Source organism: Brotaphodocola sp. (assembly GCF_050873365.1).
Lineage (GTDB): Bacteria > Bacillota > Clostridia > Lachnospirales > Lachnospiraceae > Brotaphodocola.
On sequence record NZ_JBNMIQ010000020.1, the window covers coordinates 44871 to 59229 of the forward strand.

11 protein-coding genes, 1 other RNA gene and 1 pseudogene are annotated in these 14359 nt (G+C 48.3%); all 13 read left to right on the forward strand.

Translation table 11 applies throughout. The features are described from left to right. Positions 1–95 precede the first annotated feature (95 nt). Complete coding sequence (locus ACR0QT_RS10150) at positions 96–863, forward strand: TatD family hydrolase (protein ID WP_432630673.1); 768 nt, start codon at positions 96–98, stop codon at positions 861–863. Positions 864–974: 111 nt separating this feature from the next. Continuing rightward, on the forward strand, positions 975–1841 hold the full coding sequence (gene rsmA / locus ACR0QT_RS10155; RefSeq protein ID WP_432630674.1) for a 16S rRNA (adenine(1518)-N(6)/adenine(1519)-N(6))-dimethyltransferase RsmA: 867 nt from the start codon (positions 975–977) through the stop codon (positions 1839–1841). Positions 1842–3446: 1605 nt separating this feature from the next. Beyond that, positions 3447–3845 (forward strand): annotated as a pseudogene (locus ACR0QT_RS10160) (DUF6128 domain-containing protein); the annotation flags it as partial. Positions 3846–3893: 48 nt separating this feature from the next. Beyond that, complete coding sequence (locus ACR0QT_RS10165) at positions 3894–4025, forward strand: hypothetical protein (protein WP_432630675.1); 132 nt, start codon at positions 3894–3896, stop codon at positions 4023–4025. Next, on the forward strand, positions 4003–4638 hold the full coding sequence (tadA, locus tag ACR0QT_RS10170; protein ID WP_432630676.1) for a tRNA adenosine(34) deaminase TadA: 636 nt from the start codon (positions 4003–4005) through the stop codon (positions 4636–4638). Before ACR0QT_RS10165 ends, tadA begins: the two co-directional genes overlap by 23 nt. 183 nt (positions 4639–4821) lie before the next feature. Continuing rightward, an RNA gene (gene ffs / locus ACR0QT_RS10175) (signal recognition particle sRNA large type) lies at positions 4822–5083 on the forward strand. A gap of 439 nt (positions 5084–5522) precedes the next feature. Next, positions 5523–6599, forward strand: coding sequence for a 6-phosphofructokinase (locus ACR0QT_RS10180; RefSeq protein ID WP_432630677.1), 1077 nt, complete (start codon positions 5523–5525; stop codon positions 6597–6599). A gap of 15 nt (positions 6600–6614) precedes the next feature. After that, complete coding sequence (gene dnaX, locus ACR0QT_RS10185; protein ID WP_432630678.1) at positions 6615–8336, forward strand: DNA polymerase III subunit gamma/tau; 1722 nt, start codon at positions 6615–6617, stop codon at positions 8334–8336. A gap of 144 nt (positions 8337–8480) precedes the next feature. Continuing rightward, positions 8481–8834 carry a YbaB/EbfC family nucleoid-associated protein gene (locus tag ACR0QT_RS10190; protein ID WP_432630679.1) on the forward strand — a complete coding sequence of 118 codons (354 nt, stop codon included), beginning with the start codon at positions 8481–8483 and terminating at the stop codon, positions 8832–8834. A 1-nt stretch (position 8835) separates the two neighbouring features. After that, on the forward strand, positions 8836–9432 hold the full coding sequence (recR, locus tag ACR0QT_RS10195; RefSeq protein WP_432630680.1) for a recombination mediator RecR: 597 nt from the start codon (positions 8836–8838) through the stop codon (positions 9430–9432). Between the two features lie 149 nt (positions 9433–9581). Then, positions 9582–12227 carry a hypothetical protein gene (locus ACR0QT_RS10200; protein WP_432630681.1) on the forward strand — a complete coding sequence of 882 codons (2646 nt, stop codon included), beginning with the start codon at positions 9582–9584 and terminating at the stop codon, positions 12225–12227. 110 nt (positions 12228–12337) lie between these two features. Continuing rightward, a complete protein-coding gene (locus ACR0QT_RS10205; RefSeq protein WP_432630682.1) occupies positions 12338–13171 on the forward strand; it encodes a Cof-type HAD-IIB family hydrolase in 834 nt (277 codons plus the stop codon). A 3-nt stretch (positions 13172–13174) separates the two neighbouring features. Continuing rightward, positions 13175–13894, forward strand: coding sequence for a CvpA family protein (locus ACR0QT_RS10210; protein ID WP_432630683.1), 720 nt, complete (start codon positions 13175–13177; stop codon positions 13892–13894). The last annotated feature ends 465 nt before the right edge of the window (positions 13895–14359 follow it).

The window sequence follows — 14359 nt, forward strand, 5'->3', positions numbered from 1 at the left end:
AACAGACGGTTACGAATTAAATTATTTTACACTTAGAACTGTTTTACACTTAGAATTATTTTACACTTAGAACTATTTTACAGGAGGAAAAAAGGATGATTTTTGATACCCACGCACACTATGACGATGAAGCCTTTGATGATGACAGAGATGAACTTCTTCGCAGTCTTCCGGAGCACGGAATCGAGGCGGTTGTCAATGTCGGAGCGAGTATCCAGACGACAAAAAATACACTGGAACTGATTAAAAAATATCCGTTTGTCTACGGCGCGGTTGGCGTGCATCCAAATGAGACCGGAGAACTCAATGACCATCTGATCGACTGGCTGAGACACGTCGCAAAAGAGCCGAAGGTTGTCGCAATCGGGGAGATCGGTCTTGACTATCACTGGGAAGAGCCGGAACCGGAGGTGCAGAAACACTGGTTTGTGCGACAGCTTGAGATCGCGAGAGAGACAAAACTTCCGGTAATCATTCACAGCCGTGAGGCGGCGAAAGACACGATGGATCTGATGAAGGCGGAGAAGGCGGGAGAGATCGGCGGTGTGATTCACTGTTACTCATACAGCCTTGAGCAGGCAAAGGAATATCTGAACATGGGATTCTATCTGGGAATCGGCGGAGTCTTGACGTTCAATAATGCGAAAAAACTGAAAGAGGTTGTGGAGTACATGCCTCTCGACCGGATTGTGCTTGAGACGGATTGCCCGTACCTCTCCCCGGTGCCGAACCGCGGAAAGAGAAATTCGTCGCTGAATCTGCCGTATGTGGTTGCAGAGATCAGCCGGATCAAACAGATTCCGGAGGAGCAGGTGATTGAGGCGACAAATCAGAACGCGAAGAAGATGTATCGCCTGCCGTAAGTAGCTGGCATAAGTGTTTGTCGCAATCTTGCACTGGGGCATAAAAGCTGATACAATGAAAACGCATTTTGGATGGGAAAAACCGAACACAAGAAGGAGTAAAAATTGCCGATGGGAGAAAAACTTGGAAACCCGAAAAATACGATAGAAGTAATACAGAAATATGGATTTGCTTTTCAGAAAAAGTTCGGACAGAACTTTCTGATTGATCCTCATGTACTGGAAAAAATCATCGCGTCAGCAGGCGTGACGAAGGATGATATGGTTCTTGAGATCGGACCGGGAATCGGAACGATGACTCAGTATCTCGCAGAGTCAGCCGGACGTGTGGTTGCCGTCGAGATCGACAACAACCTGATCCCGATTCTTCAGGAGACGCTCAAGGACTACGACAACGTGACCGTGATCCACAATGATATTTTGAAGGTGGATATCGCAGAGCTGGCAGAGAAGTACAACGGCGGTCGTCCGATCAAAGTTGTCGCAAATCTGCCGTATTACATCACGACGCCGATCATCATGGGACTTTTTGAGAGCCATGTCCCGATTGACAACATCACGGTTATGGTGCAGAAGGAAGTTGCGGACAGAATGCAGGAGGGACCGGGATCAAAGAATTACGGTGCACTCTCTCTGGCGGTTCAGTACTATGCAGAGCCGTATATCGTCGCAAACGTTCCGCCGAACTGCTTTATCCCGCGTCCGAGTGTAGGTTCTGCGGTGATTCGCCTGACGCGTCACAAGGATGCGCCTGTTCAGACAGAGGATGAGCAGATGATGTTCCGCCTGATTCGCGCGTCGTTCAACCAGCGCAGAAAGACGTTGCAGAACGGACTCAACAATGCGTCGGATCTGCATTTCACAAAGGAGCAGATTGCAAGTGCAATCGAGAGCATGGGACTTCCGCCGGCAGTCCGCGGAGAGACGCTGACGCTTGAACAGTTTGCAAAATTGACGGATCTTCTCGTTGAAGCATAACTCAGAAAGGGACTGTCTCCCCTAATGAGCCTACTGAGTTATACGCTCCGCGTAGCGTGCAAAGCGCCGGTGGCGCTTGTGTCGACTTGAACTTAAAAGAAAAATCATAAATGAGATATGTCACTCATACACTTGATATGTAAGAGCGCAGGACGATCCTGGTTCTGTGCGAAAAGCAGAGAGTTGTCCATAAAAATGACAGCACAAAAAACGAAAAAAGTGTTTTTCAGTCATGAGAAAATGGACGCTGGGTGGACGGAAAAAAGGGGTGAGGGCATGTCTCATTATCGAAGACTTATTTCATACATATATGCGTATGAGGGCAGTGTAAAAGGAAAAAATATCGGGTATGCAAAGATTGAGATCCGTGGTGGACAGTGCCGGATTCAGGCAAATGTGAAGCATGTCTATGTGGGCGGAGGCGAGATTGGCGTGTATCTTTTGACCCCGGGAGAGGAATTGCTTCTGGGGCGAATTTTTATCCGGAATGGAGCGGGAGAATATCGCACTCAGGTGAATCCGGATAATATTGACGGAAGTGGATGCCGGATTGATCAGTGCTATGGACTCACGATTCACGATGTGGAGAATGCATGGCAGTGCTGGACGACGATCTGGGAGGATGCGGTTGCTCAGACTGCGGAGCTTGAGCTTGCGGATGTGACTGCGGAAAACCAGAGAAAGATTGATGCAGAACAGAAAAATGCGATTTGGGTTGAAGAAAACCAGAAAGAAAGTCAAACAGAAGGGAAGCAGAGCGAGCCAAATCCAGAAGTAGATTCGGCGCAGAAAGAAGAGGAGAACGACGCTATCGAGACGGATTCTGAGACGAGGGATATTCCGGATCAGGAAGATCAAAAATATGTGGATCAAAAATATGCAGATCAAAAGGATGTAGATCAAAAGGATGCAGTAGATCAAAGTTCAGAAAGTTTGGAAGATCTGGAAGTCTCGGAGGATCAGAGCCAGCAGAATCCTGTCGATCAAGAGAGGGACGTTGCCGACGAGGAACTTCCGATTTCGAGCGAGATCGAGCGAGAACTGATAGCGGAGGAAGTGCGACAAAACGAGGTCGCTCCGTGGGGAGAAAAGAACGAAACACGGACGGTGTTGCCCGAAGAAAATCTCAAAAAAGAGAATCTCAAAAGAGAGAATTTCGAAAAAGAAGATTTCAAAAAAGAGGAACAGAGTGCGGTGCAGGCAAATTCTGTCCAGAATACGCTCGGGCAGGTGGATACGGTCGCCCGTCTGATGGCGGGAATTCGCACGGCGATTTCCGGAAACGGGACGGCATCTGGGCTTCTCTCCTCCGCAATTCGCACCGTACAAAATGTTGCGATGGAAAATAATTTTGGGAACGACATTTCAAATGAGACGGATGCAGAATTTCCACAATCGGAAACTCCAAAATCAGAGTCAAAAAAACCTGAGAAAAATGTTCTCGAAGAAAAGCTAAAAGAGCGGTGGAATGAGACGAAGAAAAACATTCCACAAAAGGATGCAGATTCCTCCAAAGATCAGAAAAATGACAATGATAGAAAAAAAGGAGAGCGGAAACGGGCGGAGACAGAGCCATTTCCGGAACTCGAAAATTCCGATTTTCTCAGAGAACTTGATCGCCTTGAGCGCGAGAACAATGGAGCTGATCATCTCTGGAAACAGCTTCAGCACAGATATGTCCGTGTGCTTGCATTTGACTATGAGAAGGGCTGTGAGATTCTTTCCATTCGCCCGCAGGACATCGGACTTTTACCGCGCGAGATCTGGCATTACGGGAATAACAGTTTTCTCCTGCACGGCTATTACAATTACCGTCATCTGATTCTTGCGAGGATGAACAATCCACAGGGTCCGTACCGCTATCTGCTCGGTGTGCCGGGGCATTATTTCAGCAATGAAAAATATCTCGCATCCATGTTTGGATTTCCGCATTTTGTGCTTGCGAGAAAACAGCCGGATCAGGATGGGCGGTTTGGTTACTGGTACACGGAGATTCGTCTGTAAAAAAGGCTCTGAACTTTCTTTTCAGATCTTTTTTGCATGTTTGCAGGGATGGACAGCAAAACAGACAGTGAAGGGGAAGCTCAGAAAGCATGTAAAGGAATTTTAGAGAAAAATATTAGAAAAAACGAAACGGCACAGAACGAGGATGGAATTGAGGATGGATCAGAAAAAACAGGGTGATAAAAATCTGGCTGTGGAGACTGTGATTTTGACAGAGGAACAGAAGCGGGCAGAGAGAGAAAAGGGCGAGGCAACGAGGCAGAGACGTTGGGAGCAGAGACAGGAAAAAAAGCGTCAGGAAGAACAGCGTCGCTTGCAGGTTTTGGAAGCGCAGAGAGTGGCGGATGAAGGTTTTATGAGGGAGGCAGTTCGTCAGGCGAGAAAGGCGGGAAAACTTGGTGACGTGCCGATAGGCTGTGTGATTGTGAAAGACGGAAAAATTATTTCCCGCGGATACAATCGCCGAAATGCCGACAAGACTGTGCTCTCCCACGCGGAGGTCACGGCAATCCGGCGCGCGTGCGCAAAACTTGGGGACTGGCGCCTTGAAGATTGCACGCTCTACGTCACACTTGAGCCGTGCCCGATGTGTGCGGGCGCGATCGTGCAGGCGAGGATTCCGACTGTTGTGATCGGGAGCAGAAATCCAAAAGCGGGTTGTGCCGGATCGGTGATGGATCTCTTTCACCAGAAAGGATTGAATCATCAGGTAGAGTTGAGAGAGGGAATTCTCGGAGAAACCTGTTCGGATCTCTTGACGAATTTCTTTCTGGGTCTGAGAAAAAAGAAATAGATACTTGTTTGCAAAATTTGTTGCTGTGCGCAGGGAGTGTGAACAGTAACGTTTTTCTTGACAAAATGAGGACGGAACGGTATACTAAGAAAACAGCGTTCATAAAATAAAATGATCGCAAGACGAGACAACGTGAAAGAGATGAGAGTGCGTTGTCGTCCAAATGACTACGTTATAAAGTTTCCGCGCAGCCGGGGAGATAGCGGTGCCCTGTATCTGCAATCCGCTCCAGCAGAGGTGATATCCCGCCTCGGATATGGACTTGCAGGGCTGCCCCTGATAAGCGGCGTTGACGTTTGGGTCTTACGCAACAGAACCTCATGAACCGTGTCAGGGCAGGAATGCAGCAGCACTAAGTGGGACCTTCTGTGTGCCGTAAGGGAGCCTGGGCCGAGCTGGCTGTCAGGGTAACGCCTGTGAGCCTTATACAAAGCGGGATGCGCGGATTTAATTATAAAAATCGATATATTACATATTGATCATGATATTAAGAATTGGTGGAGGAATCTGATAGACCGAGAGGCTGTCAGGTTTCTCTTTTGTTTTATAGGAAATTGCATCCTATAAAACAAAAAATGCTCCGCAAGGATGCGCACTCGGCGCATGGGAAGATGGTTGTTGAAGCAACCGCGCCTCGGCGCGAGAATGTGCCAAGGCACATTCTTTTTGGGTTTTATTCAAGAAACCGTAAGAAACGGAGATAATAATTGATAGACAAACGGGAATTTGTTGGAGTATAATATCAAAATGGGTGAAGTCTCGCCCATTTTAAAAAGAATTTGAGAAAATAAGCAAAAACCGTTGCTGTTTGCAGGGTGTGTGAACAGTAACATGATAGGATCGGATAACATTCAAAGAGAGCAAAGAGAAAGGATGTGTCTTCCATGAGAGTAGGAATGCTGACAAGTGGCGGAGATTGCCAGAGCCTGAATGCAACCATGCGTGGTGTGGCAAAGGCTTTATACAAGATGTATGAGGATGTGGAGATTGTAGGATTTGAGGATGGTTACAAGGGTCTGATGTATGCGGACTATAAAATCATGAAACCATCTGATTTTTCAGGAATTCTGACTAAGGGAGGCACGATTCTCGGAACTTCCAGACAGCCGTTTAAGCTCATGCGGACTCCGGATGAGAATGGTTTAGACAAGGTGGAAGCGATGAAGCACACCTACCGCAAATTGAAACTCGAGTGTCTTGTGGTTCTCGGTGGAAACGGAAGCCAGAAGACTGCGAATCTCCTGAGAGAAGAAGGACTCAACATTGTCTCTCTGCCAAAGACGATCGACAACGATCTCTGGGGAACCGATATCACGTTTGGTTTTCAGAGTGCGATCAACGTGGCAACAAATGCGATTGACTGCATCCACACTACCGCAGCTTCCCATGGACGTGTCTTCATCGTCGAGGTCATGGGACATAAGGTTGGCTGGCTGACTCTTTATGCAGGAATTGCCGGAGGCGCAGATATCATTCTTCTGCCGGAGATTCCATATGATATCAATGTTGTCATCAGCGCACTCAGAGAGAGAACCCGTCAGGGCAAGCGTTTTTCGATCCTTGCTGTCGCAGAGGGCGCAATCTCAAAAGAGGATGCCGGACTGACAAAGAAAGAACTGAAAGAAAAGAAAAAGAGCGGACTGGTTTACCCGTCTGTTGCTTATGAGCTTGGCGCAAAGATCACCGAGATGACCGGTCAGGAAGTCCGCGTGACGGTTCCTGGTCACATGCAGAGAGGTGGAGAGCCGAGTCCTTACGATCGCGTGCTTGCGACTCGCCTTGGAGCTGAGGCAGCAAAGCTCATTCAGAATAAAAAATATGGCTATATGGTAGCTGTGAAAAACAACGAGATCGCAGAGATTCCGTTGGAGGAAGTTGCCGGACGCTTAAAGACCGTCGATCCGAACTGCGCTATGATTCAGGAAGCAAAGATGGTGGGAATCAGTTTCGGAGACGAATAGAATTGAGGGAACATTATGTCATACACCGCACTTTACCGCAAATGGCGTCCTGTCCGATTTGATGATGTCTACGGTCAGGATCACATTGTACAGACACTGAAAAATCAGATCATCAGCCAGAGAATCGGTCACGCCTATCTGTTCTGTGGAACGAGAGGAACCGGAAAGACTTCAATTGCAAAGATTTTTTCGAGGGCTGTCAACTGTGAACATCCGGTCAACGGAAGCCCGTGCAACGAATGTGAGACTTGCAAGAGTATTCTGAGCGGAAGTTCCATGAACGTGGTGGAGATTGATGCGGCATCCAACAATGGTGTAGAAAATATCCGTGAAATCCGTGAGCAGGTCCAGTATCCGCCGACGGAGGGAAAATACCGGGTCTACATCATCGATGAGGTGCATATGCTTTCTGTCGGGGCATTCAATGCACTTTTGAAGACACTCGAGGAACCGCCGTCCTATGTAATTTTTATTCTGGCGACGACGGAGGTGCACAAGATTCCGATCACCGTGCTCTCGAGATGTCAGCGCTATGATTTCAAGCGAATTACGATTGACACGATTGCGACCCGTCTGCGCGAACTTGTGACCGCGGAGAAGATCGAGGTCGAGGAGAAGGCACTGCGTTATATCGCTAAGGCTGGCGACGGCTCGATGCGAGATGCGCTGAGTCTTCTCGATCAGTGTGTGGCATTTCACTATGGCACACTCCTGACGTATGACAACGTCCTCGATGTGCTCGGCGCTGTCGACACGTCCGTTTTCAGTGCCCTTTTGCGCGCTGTGATCGCGAAGGACACGACTGCGTGCATGAGACAGCTTGAGGAGATGGTGATTCAGGGACGCGAGCTCGGACAGTTCGTCATCGACTTTATCTGGTATCTGCGAAATCTGCTGATTTTAAAGACGACGGATGACGCAGAGAGTATGCTTGAGATGTCGGAGGAAAACTTGAATCAGCTTCGGGAAGAGGCGCAGATGATTGAGGGGGAGACCCTGATGCGCTACATCCGCATTTTCTCGGAACTCTCCGGTCAGCTTCGCTATGCGAGTCAGAAGCGCGTGCTGATTGAGATTGCGCTGATCAAGCTGACGAAGCCTCAGATGGAGCAGAATCTTGATTCGATCCTGCAACGCTTGAATGAGCTTGAGGAACGTCTTGATGAGACTCCGGTGATGACGGAGGCGATGATGCAACAGATGAGCGCCCGGATGAGTGCTCAGATGAATGTTCAGATGGCAGGAATGGCAAACGGAAATCCGGGAAATGGCATTGCCGGCGCACAGACTGGTGCTGGCGCAGAGATTTCCGGATTTTCGGGGAACCCGGTCGCAGGCGGTGACGGGATGCAGATGGTCTCGCAGTCTGCTTTAGTTGCGCCTGAACAGGTGGCAATTCCGAAGGCACAGCTCGAGGATCTGAACCTGATCCGTCAGGAGTGGGGAAAGATCATCCGGGAGCTCGGAGGAGCGATTCGACCGAGTTTTCGCGACACGATTCTTGAGCCGAGCGGAGAGAGCTGTCTCTGCATCGTCTTTTCGATTCGCGACAATTATGAGATTGGAAGCAGACCGACGATTCTCGGTGAGCTTGAAAAACATGTAAAAGAGCGATACGGGAAAGACATTTATTTCAAGACACGTCTCAGAGAGGAAGGCGAGCGCTTAAACACGATTTATGTCAGCGACGAGGAACTCAAAGAGGCGATCCACATGGAGATTCAGGTGGAGGACTAGAGAAAAGTCTCAGATTTATTTCGTTTGAAGAAAAATTTAAAGAAGATTTTAAAGAAGATTTTATAGAAGCGATACGGGAAGATATTTATTTTAATTTAAAACCCGTCTCAGAAAAATATAGAAAAGAAAGAGAAGGAAAAACACATGGCAAAGCGTGGTGGATTCCCGGGCGGAATGCCGGGCAATATGAACAATCTGATGAAGCAGGCACAGAGAATGCAGAGACAGATGGAGGAGACGACGAAGGAGCTTGAGGAGAAGCAGTACTCTGCATCCGCAGGTGGCGGAGCTGTGACCGTGACCGTTTCCGGAAAGAAGGAGGTTCTCTCCGTAGCACTCTCTGAGGAAGTTGTAGATCCGGACGATATCGAGATGCTTCAGGATCTGATTGTCGCAGCAACAAACGAGGCAATGCGCAAGGCAGATGAGGAGTCTCAGGCAATGATGTCGAAACTGACCGGCGGACTTGGCGGTCTGGGCGGAGGATTCCCGTTCTAAGATGGATTATTATAGCAGTCAGATTACGCGGTTAATGGAAGAACTGTCAAAGTTGCCGGGCGTGGGAAATAAATCCGCCCAGCGACTTGCTTTTCATATCATCAATATGCCACAGGAGCAGGTGGATAGCCTTGCTTCGGCAATCACAGAGGCGAAAGCCAATATCCGGTACTGCAAGGAGTGCTGGACACTGACTGATCAGGAACTCTGTCCGATTTGTAGCAGTGATCGGAGAGATCATAAAACGATTATGGTAGTGGAAAATACCAGAGATCTTGCTGCATATGAGAAGACCGGAAAATATAACGGGGTCTATCATGTGTTGCACGGAGCGATTTCCCCGATGCTGGGAATCGGACCAAATGATATCAAGTTAAAAGAGCTGATGCAACGTCTTCAGGGCGATGTGAAGGAAGTGATCATTGCGACCAATTCCAGTCTTGAGGGCGAGACGACAGCGATGTATATCAGCAAACTGGTGAAACCGACGGGAATTCGTGTGACGCGAATTGCGAGCGGAGTGCCGGTTGGCGGAGATCTGGAATATATAGATGAGGTGACCCTTTCAAGGGCGCTGGAGGGCCGTATTCCACTTTAATTTGAGATGCGAGAGCGCGAATAGAAAGTGCAGTGCATAGAAATCGCGAATGTACTGGAGTACTGGAACTTGCAGGTGCATTAGAGATGGCAGGTGCAATAAAAATCGCAAATGTAAGGAAAATGGAATGCGGATGAGGAGTGCATAAGATGGATAAGTATGAGTTTAACATAAAAATAGAGCAGATGAGAAAGCTCGTCAATCGTGGAGATTATGAGACGGCAATGAAGATTGCAGACACGATTGACTGGAAGAAGGTTCGCAATGCCAATTTGCTTTCAATGGTTGCGACAATTTATGAGAAAAACGGAGAGTATCAGGATTCCAAGGACATTCTGCTTCTGGCATTTGAGCGTGCCCCGATCGGAAAACGTCTGCTGTACAAGCTGACCGATCTGGCACTCAAAGAGGGCAATATCAAGGAGGCAGAGGATTATTATCGGGAGTTCTGTGATTTGGCGGGAGATGATCCGCGCCAGCAGTTACTGCGCTATAAGATTCTGAAGCAGATGAACGCACCGTTGGAACAGCAGATTCACTCTCTCGAGAGCTACAATGCAGAGGAGCTTGATGAGAAGTGGCTGTACGAGCTTGCCGAGCTTTATCAGAAGGCAGGAAATGCTGAGCGCTGTGTTGCAACCTGCGATAAGATCATGCTGATGTTTGGTCTGGGCAAATACGTGGACAAGGCGATGGAGCTGAAAGTTCAGTATGCACCGCTCAACAAGTACCAGACAGATCTTGTGGAGAACCGTGACAAGTATGAGGAGAAACTGCGCGCTGTGGAGCAGTCCTTTGCATCCGGTGATGGAATGGCATCTCTTGAGATGGAGAATGATTCTGATGAGGTGGATGATGCAGATCTTCTTCAGGATGAGCAGTTTGAGGAGAATGAGGAAGCTGTTGCAGAAGTAGAAAACACAGCGATGGCTGAGAGTGTTAAAACTGCTAAGACGGCTGAATCTGTTCAGACCGAGAATCAGAACGAGAATCAGGTTCAGGTGTCTGAGAAGGCAGACGCAGACGCAGAAGCTGTGGCTCCTGTGGAGACTGTGAATGCAGAAACGGCAGAGAAAGCGGAGCAGACGGCGACAAAGAAGACAGCCCCGGTTGCAGTGGCAAGTTCAGAAGTAGCAGAAGTAGCAAATGTAGATGGAAACGAGGATGCTGAGACTGAGGCAAAGAGCACAGTGGCAGAATCCGAGAGTTCGGTTTGCGAGTCCGCAAATGCTGTTGCTGGGGAGGAGTCTGCCCCGAGTCAGGATATGGGTGTGGAGGTTCAGGAAGAAGTCGAGCCGGAGACCGCACAGAGAGTGACCGCACCGACTATGGTTGCAGAACCGGAAGAAATCTCGGAGGAGATTCCGCTTCCGAAGCCGGATCTGCCGTATGAGAAGGAGAACATTGCAGTTGCAGTGAAGCAGGCGGAGGTTGAGCAGAGTCTGGCGCGGGAAATGTCCCGCTTAAAAGATCTTCCGGTTCAGGAAGATTCTGATCTTGGAAAGACCAGAGTGCTCAGCGAGATTCGCCGTGCTCCATCTCCGGTACCGGCGACATCATCCACTTTGGGATCTTCATCGAGCGCGTTTTCTGCAACTTCAAAAATTGCAGAGAAGGCAGTTAAGATCGAAGAGCCGGAGATGATCGTCGAAGATCTCGACGAGGAGGATGAGGCAGAGCCGAGCATCAAGAATTATCTGATGATTGAGGCGCGCACTCCGGAGAAGGGACTTGAGCTTGCAGTCAAGATGCTCAAGGAGATTCACAGAGAGAGCGGAAGAAAGAACCCGGTTGCAAAGATTACAGGTTCCCGCTTGAACAAGAGAGGAATTCTTGCAAGTGCTTCCAAGCTGGCAGGAAAGGATCTGATTGTCGAGGAGGCAGGCGATCTGACCTCTGCAATGCTGAAAGAGCTGGATCAGATGATTGAGCGCGACACGACGGGAATGAGAATTCTCCTGATCGATAATCCGAAACAGATGGAGACGATGAATCGCCAGAATCCATTCCTCACAGCTCGTTTTGAGCGTATTTCCTGTGAGAGTGGAAGAGAAGAGGAGAGCCTTCACCATGTTTCCGGAACCTCAGCAGTGCGTCCGGCGGAAAAATCAGTTTCTCGGGCACAGGCAGTGCAGATGACAGAAGCTCATCCGGCGAAGTCTCAGCAGACAGAGATTGAGTTGGAGCTTCCGCCGATTGGTGATGGTGGAAATAGAAAATCCGAAGGTAGAAGTGCAGAGCCGGATTACTATGAGGATGGCAGAAGATACGCAGAGGCTCAGAAGGCAAAAGCGAAGGTAAATGCAACTGCAACCGTAAAACTTTCCAAGAAGGAAGAGCCGGAGAGAATTGAAAGATCAGAAAGACTGGAAAGACCGGAAAGAAATGACGGCTTTGAGTTTGAGCGGGAAGAAGAACGTCCGGTGAGACAGGTTGAGCCGGTAACCGACGGTGCAATGCGCGCTCCGGACCCGGATCCAGAGTATGAGCAGGAAGATTATCCGGAGGATGATGGTGCAGAGATGGATATCGATGAGTTTGCACAGTACTGTTGCAAATATGCATCGGATATCGATTGTAGCATCACCGGAAAGAGCATGCTTGCACTCTATGAGAGAATCGAGATCATGGAAGAGGATGGAATTGCGTTGACGAAGACGGCAGCGGAGGATCTGATCGAGGAAGCCGCAGATCGCGCAGAGAAGCCTTCGATGGGAAATCGTTTAAAGGGACTGTTTTCCTCCAAGTATGACAAGGATGGTCTGTTGATTCTGAAGGAAGAGCATTTTATTTAAGCAGAAAGCTCTGACTTCTGTAAGTCGGAGGGAGTTTACGCGAAATCTAGCGAAATCTATGTACTAGGTGTACGCTGTAAGATTATTTGCATCATATTAAGGGGAGAAAGATGGATATCAAGTTAATTGCTCTGGATTTGGATGGAACTCTTCTGGACAGTCAGAAGAGACTGTCCGACCGAAACCGGTCGGTTCTTGAGGAATGTGTGCGCCGTGGAATTCATGTAGTGCCGTGTACCGGACGAATTTGGGGAGGAATCCCTGATTTCATCCGGGAATTCCCGGGCATTCGCTATGCGATCACGACAAATGGAGCAGTCGTGGAGGATGTCAAGGAGCATCAGATCATTGACGAGAGAAAATTAACCTGCACGCAGGCGCTCGAGATTCTTGAGATGGCGCAACAGTTTCATACCATGTACGATGTCTATGTAAATGGAGAGGCGTTCGGTGAGGAGAGATTTCTCAAAAATCTGGAGTCATTCTTGATTCCGGCGACGCTTCAGGGAATGATCCGTGCTACAAGAAAGGTTGTGCCGGATGTGATGGAGAAAGTGCGCCAGTTAAATCTTCCGGCCGAAAAAATCAATTACTTTTTTGATGATCTTGAGGAGAGAGCACGTGCAAAAAAGGCACTTGAGGCGAGAGGCGATGTAGTCATCAGTTCTTCATTTACGGACAATCTGGAAATCAATGTGCTCGGAGCAACGAAGGGAGATGCAATTTTGCGTCTTGCCAAGCATCTGGGACTCAAACCGGAGCAGACGATGGGATTTGGTGACGGTGGAAATGATCTGACGATGATGAAGAAGGCTGGTGTCGGAGTCGCAATGGGAAATGCAGAAGAGGAGATCAAGGAGGCGTCCAATTATGTGACTGCATCGAATGATGAAGATGGAGTTGCATGGGCGATTGAAAAACTGGTGCTGAGAAGAGAGGGCTGATGAATGAAGGAAATCATGGATCATTGGCTTTTCTGGGCGGTAGCGGTCTTTTTGCTTGGAATGATTCTGTATGGTCATTACCGCGGTTTGATTCATAAGATTCTCACAGTCTCTTCTCTGATCATTGGATTGGTCTCTGCCCGCATTGCAGTTCCCTATGTGACGGGATTGTTGCGAAAACATACCAATCTCTATTCTGTGATAGGAAAGGCATTGCTGAAAGTTGCAGGAGGTCCCGGGACAGAACTCGGAGAATTGCTTCCGGCGCAACAGAGAGAGTTGATCGGACAGCTTCATCTTCCGTCTCAGATGAAAGATGCGCTTTTGGCGAACAATAATTATGAGATTTATAAATTGCTTGGGGTGGATGCGTTCTGGGGTTATTTGGAGCGCTCCCTCTCGAGTATGGTGCTGAATCTGATTGTGTCCGTGTTGGTCTTCGCGGTGGCGTTCTTTCTTCTGCGGGGAATCGGGATCTGCCTGAATCTGGTCTCGAGACTTCCGATCCTGTCGGGAGTCAATCAGCTTGCAGGAGCAGTTGCCGGAGGACTTGAGGGGCTTTTTATCGTGTGGACGCTCGCGCTTCTTGTCCGTGCCTGTTCGTCTGCCGGGTGGGTACAGCCGGTTCTTGGACAGATTCAGGGGAGCGTGTGCCTGACGTTTCTCTATGAGCACAATCTGTTTAACTGGTTAATCATGAGTATTCTGAACTGTCTGGGGTAGCCTGGGCAGTTTAGAACTCAGAATCATGCACCAAATCGATGACTGCGTCGACTTGAATAGGTTACTGTTTATATATTACACAAAAAATAAAAAAAGTGAACGAGAACGCTTGACAGAATCTGACAGGCATGGTATAGTATATACCACTGCGAGAGCAGTGAGGACAGCAGAAAAGATAGGATAAAAAAGTTGTTGACAAACTGAAAACAACATGATATACTACCAAAGTTGCTGTTGAGCAACACAAAAAAGCGAAGCGAAATGCTTCGAAAAACTTTTTGAAAAAAGTGCTTGACAAAATCAAACGGCTCTGATATAATGAACGAGTTGCTGATGAGAACAAGCAACAGACTGAACCTTGAAAATGAAAGATTGAACAGTGTTTAAAACCCTGAAAATTCTTATAAAAAAGAGTCTTTTGGTAAAGACATCTTTGAATTGAGAAATTCAGAACAAAAACAAACC

What these genes read in the sequence shown, in the direction of transcription:
- dnaX (WP_432630678.1), top strand. Translation starts at nt 6,615, where the DNA reads ATGTCATACACCGCACTTTACCGCAAATGGCGTCCTGTCCGATTTGAT.
- ACR0QT_RS10210 (WP_432630683.1), top strand. Translation starts at nt 13,175, where the DNA reads ATGAAGGAAATCATGGATCATTGGCTTTTCTGGGCGGTAGCGGTCTTT.
- recR (WP_432630680.1), top strand. Translation starts at nt 8,836, where the DNA reads ATGGATTATTATAGCAGTCAGATTACGCGGTTAATGGAAGAACTGTCA.
- ACR0QT_RS10205 (WP_432630682.1), top strand. Translation starts at nt 12,338, where the DNA reads ATGGATATCAAGTTAATTGCTCTGGATTTGGATGGAACTCTTCTGGAC.
- ACR0QT_RS10165 (WP_432630675.1), top strand. Translation starts at nt 3,894, where the DNA reads ATGGACAGCAAAACAGACAGTGAAGGGGAAGCTCAGAAAGCATGTAAA.
- ACR0QT_RS10190 (WP_432630679.1), top strand. Translation starts at nt 8,481, where the DNA reads ATGGCAAAGCGTGGTGGATTCCCGGGCGGAATGCCGGGCAATATGAAC.
- ACR0QT_RS10200 (WP_432630681.1), top strand. Translation starts at nt 9,582, where the DNA reads ATGGATAAGTATGAGTTTAACATAAAAATAGAGCAGATGAGAAAGCTC.
- ACR0QT_RS10180 (WP_432630677.1), top strand. Translation starts at nt 5,523, where the DNA reads ATGAGAGTAGGAATGCTGACAAGTGGCGGAGATTGCCAGAGCCTGAAT.
- ACR0QT_RS10150 (WP_432630673.1), top strand. Translation starts at nt 96, where the DNA reads ATGATTTTTGATACCCACGCACACTATGACGATGAAGCCTTTGATGAT.
- rsmA (WP_432630674.1), top strand. Translation starts at nt 975, where the DNA reads ATGGGAGAAAAACTTGGAAACCCGAAAAATACGATAGAAGTAATACAG.
- tadA (WP_432630676.1), top strand. Translation starts at nt 4,003, where the DNA reads ATGGATCAGAAAAAACAGGGTGATAAAAATCTGGCTGTGGAGACTGTG.